General features: G+C 49.5%; 8 protein-coding genes. 2 read left to right on the forward strand and 6 right to left on the reverse strand.

Annotation, left to right across the window (positions count from 1 at the left end; all coding sequences use genetic code 11):
* Positions 1-183 precede the first annotated feature (183 nt).
* The 4 genes from VN105_RS19815 to VN105_RS19830 are packed head-to-tail and all read right to left on the reverse strand — an operon-like array spanning position 184 to position 6,668.
* Positions 184-936 carry a class I SAM-dependent methyltransferase gene (locus VN105_RS19815; RefSeq protein WP_325643413.1) on the reverse strand — a complete coding sequence of 251 codons (753 nt, stop codon included), beginning with the start codon at positions 934-936 and terminating at the stop codon, positions 184-186.
* A 17-nt stretch (positions 937-953) separates the two neighbouring features.
* Positions 954-4,127, reverse strand: a complete 3,174-nt coding sequence (locus tag VN105_RS19820) for a multidrug efflux RND transporter permease subunit (protein ID WP_325643415.1) — start codon at positions 4,125-4,127, stop codon at positions 954-956.
* A 21-nt stretch (positions 4,128-4,148) separates the two neighbouring features.
* A complete protein-coding gene (locus tag VN105_RS19825) occupies positions 4,149-5,285 on the reverse strand; it encodes an efflux RND transporter periplasmic adaptor subunit (RefSeq protein WP_325643417.1) in 1,137 nt (378 codons plus the stop codon).
* A gap of 36 nt (positions 5,286-5,321) precedes the next feature.
* Positions 5,322-6,668, reverse strand: coding sequence for a TolC family protein (locus tag VN105_RS19830; protein WP_325643419.1), 1,347 nt, complete (start codon positions 6,666-6,668; stop codon positions 5,322-5,324).
* A 173-nt stretch (positions 6,669-6,841) separates the two neighbouring features.
* Here VN105_RS19830 and VN105_RS19835 point away from each other — a divergent pair, with 173 nt between their 5' ends.
* On the forward strand, positions 6,842-7,546 hold the full coding sequence (locus VN105_RS19835) for a TMEM175 family protein (protein ID WP_325643421.1): 705 nt from the start codon (positions 6,842-6,844) through the stop codon (positions 7,544-7,546).
* Positions 7,547-7,557: 11 nt separating this feature from the next.
* The gene (locus VN105_RS19840) at positions 7,558-8,598 is read left to right on the forward strand and encodes a hypothetical protein (protein ID WP_325643423.1); all 1,041 of its coding nucleotides are present in this window, start codon (positions 7,558-7,560) and stop codon (positions 8,596-8,598) included.
* Positions 8,599-8,653: 55 nt separating this feature from the next.
* Here the strand turns inward: VN105_RS19840 and VN105_RS19845 are convergent, their stop codons facing one another.
* Entirely contained in the window at positions 8,654-9,628 is a 975-nt protein-coding gene (locus VN105_RS19845) for a terpene synthase family protein (RefSeq protein WP_325643425.1), read from the reverse strand.
* 209 nt (positions 9,629-9,837) lie between these two features.
* A partial coding sequence (locus VN105_RS19850; RefSeq protein ID WP_325643427.1) for an isopentenyl-diphosphate Delta-isomerase occupies positions 9,838-10,224 on the reverse strand: 387 nt, incomplete at its 5' end.

The following is a 10,224-nucleotide window of genomic DNA, read 5'->3' on the forward strand; positions in this document are numbered from 1 at the left end:
GCTGATTATACTGATTACACTGATTCGATTTTTTTTGATTTAAAGGATTTGGGGAGATCTAAGCGGATACTTTCGCTAAGATCTCCCCAAATCCTTTTTTCAAAATCCAGAAAATAAAATCAAACAAATCAGTATAATCAGCGTAATCCTGTTCCAAGACAATCGCCGAAGGCGATCCCTCCGCTATACCTTGCCTACGTATAGTTTGGTTTCGTAGTGGAACTTCACCATGCCCTGCTCCTTATATTTTTGGAACAGGTCTTCCAGGGCATGCATCATGGGGATGTGCGACGGATGGCCTTCTTCGGGAACGTATGAGGAGGAAAGTAATCTTCCTTTCAGTGCGGCGAAATCGAATAGCTGGGCGTTCTGGAACACTTTTTCCTGCATGGTGCCAGGTTGAAAAAAAGAAGATAACTGTGACGACCCAACGTTCCTGTGCTCCATATCTTTATAGTCGGTACCGAATTGATGCAGGAGTTTTTCATATCCTTTTTCAAATGGCAGTTCCGCCTGGCGAACGTTCCACATCAGTACCACCCAGGCTTCTTTCCGGCCTATGCGGCGAAATTCTGCAGCAGTAGCCTGCTGATCAAACCAGTGGAATGCGGTGCCTGCCACCACCAGGTCAATGGAGGCATCTGGTAATGTGGTATGTTCAGCAGTGCCGTTCACGGCGATGAAATCAGCGTACCGGTTCAGCAGCTTTTCAGCGGCTTCCCTCATTTCTTTATTGGGCTCCACGGCGTATACCTTGTTCCCGTTATCGAGAAAAGGCTGGGCGGAAATGCCCGTACCAGCGCCTATATCCGCCACTATGGTTTGCCGGGTAAGGCCGGTGGCGGTTTCCAGGTACGGAATAACGGCCACAGGGTAGTGTGGCCGGTATTTGATATAGTTGTTTACGCGTGTACTGAAACGTTCGGTGTTTTTCATACGTAATGAAGTTAGGATTATTCTCCTAATCCTTTAGGTTTCTTCTCTTCATTACCATGCGCTTCCAGGTCTGCCAGTTTCTTCTTACCGTAAGAGAGTTTTGTGATGAGCACATACAATACCGGTACCGTAAAGATTCCCAACACTGTTGCGGCCAGCATACCACCTACTACGGTAAAGCCTATATTAACGCGGGAAGCAGCGCCCGCACCTTGTGCCAGGCACAATGGCAGCACCCCTAAAATGAAGGCGAAAGAGGTCATCAGGATAGGACGCAAACGTAATTTTACCGCTTCCAGGGTAGCGTCCAGCAGCGGCATGCCCCTGTCTACACGTTCCTTACAGAACTCTACGATCAGGATGGCGTTCTTTGCAGCCAAACCGATCAGGGTGATCAAACCGATCTGTGAGTATACGCTGTTGGCCTGTTTCGTTAACGACAGCGCCAGGATGGATCCGAACAATGCAATAGGCACGGCCAGCAATACAGAGAACGGCACCGACCAGCTTTCATACAAGGCCGTAAGCAACAGGAACACAAACAGGATGGATAGTCCAAAGATGAGCGTACTGCTGTTACCGGCTTCAATTTCCTGGAGGGATACGTTGGCCCACTCGAAAGAGAAGTTTTCCGGCAACACCTTTGCGGCCACTTCTTTCAGCGCATTGATACCATCACCGCTACTGTAACCAGGTTTGGTATCGCCGTTGATCTCCACAGAACGGTACAGGTTAAAGTGATTGATTACCGGCGCGCCCGATGCTTTTTTGGTGGTGATCAGTGCGCTGAGCGGCACCATTTGCCCGGTATTATTACGAACGTAATAAGTATTCAGGTTATTGATACTGGTACGGTAGGTAGAATCTGCCTGCAATACCACGCGGAAGCTGCGGCTGAATTTAGTGAAATCGTTCACATATAACCCTCCGAGGAAAGTTTGCAATGCGTTGAATACATCGCTCACGGCTACACCGAGTTGTTTACATTTGTCGCGGTCCACCTCCACATTGAATTGTGGAGTATTGGCGCTGAAGAAGGCGTATGCGCGCGCTATTTCAGGGCGTTGATTGGCTGCCATGAGGAACTGTCCCATTACCTGCAGGAACTGGTTGATATCGGGATTGCTCCGTTGCTCCAGCATAAAAGAGAACCCGCCTGTATTACCCAATCCACGCAGCGTAGGCGATGGAATACAGATTATATTGGCGCCAATGATGCGCCCGGTGGCCATCTGGATTCTTCCCAATACCTTATTCATATTATCCCCGTGTTTGTAACGTTCGTCCCAGGGACGGAGGCTCACGAAGAAGGTGCCGGAGTTAGGCTTGGTAGCGTTGGCCACAAAGTTGATCCCGGTGATACCAAAAAAGTGCAGTACTGCACTGTCTTTTGTCAGGATATCACTGATCTGCGCCACCACTTCCTTTGTACGCTGGGAAGAAGAAGCTTCGGGCAGTTCCAGGGCAATGAACATGGCGCCCATATCTTCCTGGGGAACAAAGGTGGTAGGCGTTTTCTTAAAGAGATAGAATGCGCCGGCAAACAGTAGCGCCATGAGCACCAATACAACCGGCGTTTGGCGGATACTGAACATCACCCCTCTTCCATAGCGGTTGGTAAATCTTTCAAACCATTCATTGAATTTGAAGAAGATCTTGTTCAGCCCTCTCGATTTCTGCGTAAGGTGCGCGGGCTTCAGCAGGATGGCGGTGAGTGCAGGCGTTAACGTTAGTGCCAGGAAGGCCGACAGTAACACCGAGAAAGCGATGGTGAGGGCAAACTGCTGGTACAACCGGCCGCTTACACCAGGAATAAAGGCCACGGGCACAAACACCGCTGCCAGGATGAGGGCGATGGCAATTACCGGCCCCTGTACCTCCGACATGGCTTTGAACGTGGCTTCCCGCGGCGACATCAGGTTGGCGTCGATATGATGCTGTACCGCTTCCACCACCACAATGGCATCATCCACCACGATACCGATAGCCAGTACAAAACCGAACAGGGTAAGGGTATTGATGGAGAAACCCAGCAGCTGGAAAAATATAAAGGTACCAATCAGGGAGATCGGGATCACCAGGATGGGGATGATGGTAGCCCTCCAGTTCTGGAGGAACACAAATACCACGATCACCACCAGGATCAGGGCCTCTACAAATGTTTGTATTACTTCTTCAATAGAGATCTTCACAAAAGAGGTGGATTCAAACGGCACCAGCCATTCCACATCATCCGGGAAACGTTTTGACATTTCCTTCATTTTTGCTATTACCAGGTCGTTCACATCCAGCGCATTGGCGCCGGGCGCCAGGTAGATGGCCATACCGCTACCGGTTTTACCATCAGCCTTTGCTTCAATGGCGTAAGTAAAGGAACCCAGGTCTATACGTGCTACATCGCGGAGGCGAACGAGGCTACCGTTCTGGCTGGTGGCTACTACCACATTACCAAATTCTTCCGTGGTGGCCAGGCGTCCTTTTACACTTACGGTGTATTCAAACGCCTGCGTACTGCGCATAGGCGCTGCTCCTACAGACCCGGCGGGTACCTGCTGGTTCTGTTCCGTGATGGCGCGGGCAATATCGCCGGCGGTAAGCCCGAGGGCCGCCATCTTATCCGGGTTCAGCCAGATACGCATACTATAGTCCTGCGAAAAAGCGTTTACATCGCCCACACCGGCCACACGGGCCAGTTCCGGCTTCAGGTAAATATTCAGGTAGTTATCAAGGAACTCGCGTGAGTGTTTCCCTTTGGGGGAGTTCAGCGCGATTACCATCAGCATATCATTGGAACGTTTCTTAACGGTTACCCCTACACGGCGTACTTCATCCGGCGTACTTGGCAGGGCAAGGCTCACGCGGTTCTGTACATCCAGGGTAGCAATATCAGGATCGGTGCCCAGTTTAAAGCTGACGGTGATACTCATGGAGCCGTCGTTTGCACTTACCGACTGGATGTACATGGCGCCCGGTGTACCATTCACCTGGTTTTCAATGGGGGTGGTTACTGTTTCCTCTACCGTTGTGGAGTTGGCTCCCACATAGTTGGCCCTTACATCTGTTACCGGCGGTGCGATGTCCGGCAGCTGTGCAATAGGGAGGTTAAACATGCAGATGAGCCCTACAATCACAATAATGATAGCAATTACGATCGTAGTATTCTTGCGCTCTATAAATGTTTTTGAGATCATACTGTGATGCTGGTTTAATATTTATGGTTTGGCTGCCCCTGCTCCTGGTCCGGCAATGTTCACGGTATCTCCGGGTTTCACCCGCTGTATACCTTCTACTACGATCCTGTCGCCGGCTTTCAGTCCGCTGGTTACCAGCTGCATGGTATCCGTAACCGGTCCGGGCACAATGTCCCGGGCGCCGATCACATTATCTTTTGAAATGGTGTAAACACTGGTTTCCGATAAGTTCTGGATAATGGCTTTCGCCGGGATGGCTAGCTGAGTAGCCGGTGTGCCGTATTGCATTACAATAACGATGCTCATACCGGATTTCAGCATATTATCCTTATTCTCAAAAACAAGCCGTACCCTTACGGTACCGGTTTGCGGGTCTACAATATTATTGATGGTGAGTACTTTTCCTGTTTCGCCGTAGCGGGTACCATCTCCGAACTGGATAAAGAATTTTTCATCGCCGCCTTTACCTTTCTGGATGCGCAGAAATTCCGGCAGGCGGGCCTGGGGAATATCCATATCTGCAAACATGGGACGTTCATTAACGATGGTGTTGATAAGGGTTTGCCCGGCGTTGATCACATCCCCTACTTTTACCTGTACGATACCGATCTTACCCGTTACCGGGGCGCGTACCACGGCGTGATTTACATCTGTGCCGGCCCTGGCTACAGAAGCTTTTGCGGCGGCTACATTGGCCTGTGCAGTAAGCATGGCGGTGTATGCCTGGTCTACTGTTTGTTTGGAGATGGCATCATGTTCCAGCAGGGATTTATATCTTTCGTAGTCCCGTTGCCGTTGTGCAAGGTCGGCTTCTGCCTGTTGCTGGGTAGCGGCTACCTGCCCGTAAGCGGCGGTATAGCGGCTCCGGTCTATATCATACAGGGGTTGTCCCTTGGTTACATTGCTGCCGTCGGCCACCCGGATGGCTTCCAGGTAACCGGAAACGTCCGGTTTGAGCTGCACAATATCGTGCGCCACCAGGGTAGCAGGAAATTTCTCCGACACGGTATATACGGCCGGTACTACTTCTGCAGCTACTACGGTTGGTTTCATCCCCATCATGGCGGCCTGTTGCTGTTGTTTTTTGCTGTTGCCACAGGCTACACAGAGTATCATTCCTGCTACATAAAAGGTCCGCTTGTAATTTATTAGATACATATGAGAAATTAATTGCGAATTACGAATGCTGATACTTTATTTGATTTTGCCCATGGCTTTATCCAGGTCTGTTTTGCTGATCAGGGTGTTTAAGAGCGCCTGCACATAATCTACCTGTGCCTGTTTCAGTTCACTTTCCGCTGAAATCACATCCAGGCTGCTGGATACTCCCTGTTCAAATTTGAGCATAATACGGTCGTAAATTCCCTGGGTGAGTCCCATATTTGTTTTCTGGGTGGTGAACCGGGATTTATTGTTCAGATACTGGGTATTGGCGTTGGAGACTTCCAGTTTGATCTGTTGGGACAGGTAACTGAGGTCGTTCTGTGATTTTTTCAGGGTGATTTTATTCTGCCTGATCTGGTGTATCCTTTCTGTGCCGGTAAAAATGGGCCATGCCAGGGTTAATCCCAGTGCGGAGGCGCCAAAACCGGTTTTATAGAGGTCGCCGAAATCTGCCGAGAAATAGTTCCAGCCATAGTTCACATAACCGTTCAGGGATGGCAGGAACGACATCTTCTTACTTTTCAGGCTCAGTTCATTCAGGGCAATCTGGGTGGTTTGAATGTCGTATTCCACGCGGTCCTGCACCTGGTAGTCAATGGTGTCTGATATAAAGGCCTCCACGTTGAGGTCCTGCACTGTTTCTGTAAGGTCCAGTTTTGCTTCCTGCGGCATCCCCATCTGGAACTTCAGTAACTGGGTAGTATATACGAGCAAACGGATCTGGGTTTCAATATCGGTCACCACGTTATTATAGGATACCTGGATCCTGTCTACATCCACCCTCTCGGCCACTCCTACGTCGTAACGGGCTTTGGTATCTTTCAGGGTTTTCTCCAGCTGGTCCATATTGGCTTTGGAGAGACGGATGTTCTCTTCATTGGCCAGCACGGCATAATAGGCTTTTGTGATAGCCACACGGGTATCTATTTCCGTTCTTTTGTAGGTTCTTTCCGCGAGCCCTCCATATACTCTTGCGGCTTTCAGCCCCAGGAAGTAGTCGCTGTTAAAGATCGTCTGGTTTACCTGCCCGGTAACAGCAGATGCGAACTTGGTTCCAAACTGAACGGGGATCCTTACGCCGGAAGTCGGGTTGGTGAGATCGGGTATCAAAGACGTAGCCAGTTTCAGGTTGTCTGTGAAGCTGGCGTTCACATCTGCATGGGGCAACAGCTTCCCGGTGGCTTCTTTGATCTGTTCCCTGGAAAAATCGATATCCAGCCCGGCATTTACGACATCGTTCTGATGTGCAAGTCCATACTGTATGCAATTGGCCAGGTTAAAAGCGAAAGGTCCCTGTTGCGCTGTATCTGTTTGCCCATAAGCTCTTGTTATCCCTGAAAGTAAAATAAAGGTGCATAGAAAAAGACGACAATGCATACGTATTACTTTGAAAGTATATGATGATTGATAGATACTTAACAACAAACAGGTAAAAAGGTTCTGTTGGATAGCCGGCTGTTTTACCATCCCGGGAAATGAACGGAATGGCTAATAATCACCGCTAAAAGCTATTTTCGTATCTTTCGGAAAAGTTATTGTTAACTATGTCTATGTCTGTTATAAAAGAACCCAAACCGTTTTACCGTGAGTTTGAGCTGGAGCGATTGCTTCTTTTCAGTGATACCGTGTTTGCCATTGCCATTACTTTGCTGATCCTTGAAATCAAATTACCTGCCCTCCCGGGCAAAATGCCTGTCAACGGTTACTGGGAATTTTTTGAACCTACCGCCATCCAGTTCCTGGCCTTTGCAGTAAGTTTTGTTTTCATTGGAAATTTCTGGGTACGGCATCTTCAGTTATGCCGGTTTCTCCAAAATTACAATGAAGGATTGATTCATCGTCATCTTTTCTTTTTATTTTTTATTGTGACGTTTCCTTTTTCTACTTCTGCGTTGCTGCATACCAGTTCCCATTTCATGTTACCTTTCTTCATTTACCTCTGTAATGTGGCGGGTTGCCTGGCGGCGCTGTTCTGGATCAGCTATTTTGTTTTCCAGAAAAATCCGGACCTGGCGGTAACAGGGCATCATACCGAAAAAGAGCTGATATACCAGCGGTTTAAATACGGCTTTCTCACCATGGCAACAGGTTTTACATGCATTGCTATGACCTATTTCCTGTTCCCCGAAAATACGGCGTACCAGCGTATCAGTTATATCCTGATCCCGGCGCTGGCATTGTTTAATTATTTCCGTTTAAAGATAAAAAAACGTAATACGCTCCGTCTCGTACACAAAATGGGGGCTAACCACTGAAAAAGCAGCCTATGTTAGAACTTGACAAGAAGGAAGCACAGGTAATACAACGGGCGATACAGTCGTGGCAGCAGGATCGCCTTATCAGTGACGAGCAGGCCGGCGAACTGCAGAAAAGCTACAAGGTGGTGAACACCGACTGGCAAACCCTTACGCTCTATATTTTTATTGCGGCTATTTCCTGTGCCCTGATGGCTTTCGGATCACTGGTGCTGAATGACAAATGGATTGAGATTATAAGGAAGAAGTTTTCGCTGACCGACGGTGTGATTGCCTTGTTATTTGGTGCGCTGACTGTTTTTCTCTGTTACGAGGGATGGCGGCGCAATAAGCATCAGCCCCTGTTTTCATTTAACCGGGAGCTTTTCTGGCTGTTGCCGGTTCTTAGTATAGGCGTGAGCGTGGTATACTTCGGTAAAAGTGTTAACTACCTGGAAGGAAATTATGGCGCCTTCTGGCTGCTGGCTACTGTTTGTTATGGCGTGCTGGGCATTACCCTGCATTCCCGGCTGTTGTGGGTGGCCACCCTGCTTTGCCTGATCCCGGCTTATGTGAAGCTCACCTATTTCCTAACCGGCGATGCTTCCTATTTCCTGGGGATGAATCTCCCCTGCCGCATGGCCTTGCTGGGCGTGTTGCTTACCGGGGTTGCCGGGCTGCTGCGGCAGTTCCGGGTGTATGCTCCCATTAAAGATATTACCTGGAGTGGCGGATGGGTACTGCTGCTTATTTCCGGCTGGCTGATCTCTATTTTCGGTAACTGCGGCACCTGGGATGAATGGCAGCAATTGCGCCAGGTTCACCTGCTGCAATGGGTGATCATTTACACGGCGCTATGCGCCGGTGTGCTCCTGCTGGGGCTCCGTTTGAAAGACGACCTGCTGCGCGACCTGGGGGTGGCCTTCCTCTTGCTGGACCTGTATACCCGCTATTTTGAATATCTCTGGGACTTCACCAACAAGGGCCTTTTCTTTGGCATCCTGGCATTGTCGTTCTGGTGGGTTGGCCGTCTTATTGAAAAAAGGATGAAACAGGGAAATGTGCGAAAATAAAAGGCCTGCGGCCGTTTGTCATCTCCCTGAAAAAACAAACGCCGCAGGCGCTCTGCTAAGCTGCTACTACATCTCCAACGGCTATACCATAACGGCCGGTATCTTTCACACTCCAGTCGTAATTCCCGGTGATCCAGGACCTGAGCACTGATATATAGCGCAACAGTTCATAATCGGTTTCAGTACCTTTCAGCGGAAGCAATTTCTCCAGGGCGATGAAGATCGCCACTTCCTCATTGTGCATGCGGGCGGCTTCGTTGATGGCTTCCTGGAGGCTGCATTGCCTGGCATGCTGTAATACCAGTACGAGATTATGCACGTCGCCCTGGCGGGCTTCCTTTGTACAGGAGAACAGGTCGTTGGCCCAGCAAACGATATTGTTGCATGCCTGGATCATACGTTGTACCAACGGCTGTTCTACCACCTCCCTGCAGAGATAGATCTTCTCAATAATTTCAATGGCCTCGATATCTGCCAGGAGCGCACCGGTAAACGGCCGCATGTGCACATAATCCGCCACGGAGGGAGTGATCCCGGCTTCGCGGTTTTCCGCCTCCCAGATACAGGAAGTAAAATAATCGTCCATGCTCCGGATAAAACGCAGTCGCCATGAGGGGCTGCTGATAGCGCGCATACGTTCCCAGATACTGCTGAGGGCTGCCGGTAGCGGTCCCCCGGTTTCAGGAGTTACCTGGCGGTTGTGATGCAGGATATCCATTAATCCCGCCATCATACTCCGGAGGTAATCCGCCTTACGTCCTGCTGTGGCTTCATCGCACTGGTCATCGAGGATAAACAGCCACGTGTTGAAGTCTGCGATGATACAGAGCTCATGCAAAGCCGCGTCGGGAAAGGCCCTGGCGGCAAGCCAGGCAAAACGGGCCTTTTCAAAGCGCCGGTGGGCGGTTTCTGTGGTGATCAGGCCATAAGATGTAACCCAGGAAACAATATGTTGCTGAGCTTCATGTACATGCTGGTTAAGGCCGGAAGGGAATGGGTAACTGATAGTTGGCATTTGGATGGTTGTCATGTGTCTTTGGGTTTAATAGTTAATTATGGTGGGTAATAAAAACGACGAAGGCATAACCGGGGTGGATTCCGGAAGGGTATCAGGGAGCAGGCACACGGGATCTGCCACTGCTTAAAAGCAGAAGGCCAGGCAGGCAGGCGCTATCATTTTATTTAAGCTAAAACAACCCGGTTAACAGCAAAAAGTGGCATAGTAAAATAAAAGTTTAATTATACTGCATTAACCGGCGTACCGAGATATTGCAATACCAATGGTAGTGCGCGATGAAACCAGATGGTAAACGCAGCAGGTTCTTTTTCCATTAATTCCAGTATTTCGCCGGACGACAGGTAGCGGTAATCGCATACTTCGGATGCATCAGGAAATATGTTGCCGTTATAGGTACCCAGCAATACGTGGTCAAATTCATGTTCGGTTAACCCGTTGTCAAAACCAGTTTTGTAAGTAAAAGAGAAAATCTCCCGGAGCTCGCAATCGAACCCCATTTCTTCCATCAGGCGCCGGTGTGCGGCTGCAGCTGTATCTTCACCGGGGCATGGATGGCTGCAACAAGCATTGGTCCATAGCCCGGCAGAATGATATTTTTCCAGCGCCCT

Source organism: Chitinophaga sp. (assembly GCF_035564935.1).
In the GTDB taxonomy this organism is placed as follows: domain Bacteria; phylum Bacteroidota; class Bacteroidia; order Chitinophagales; family Chitinophagaceae; genus Chitinophaga.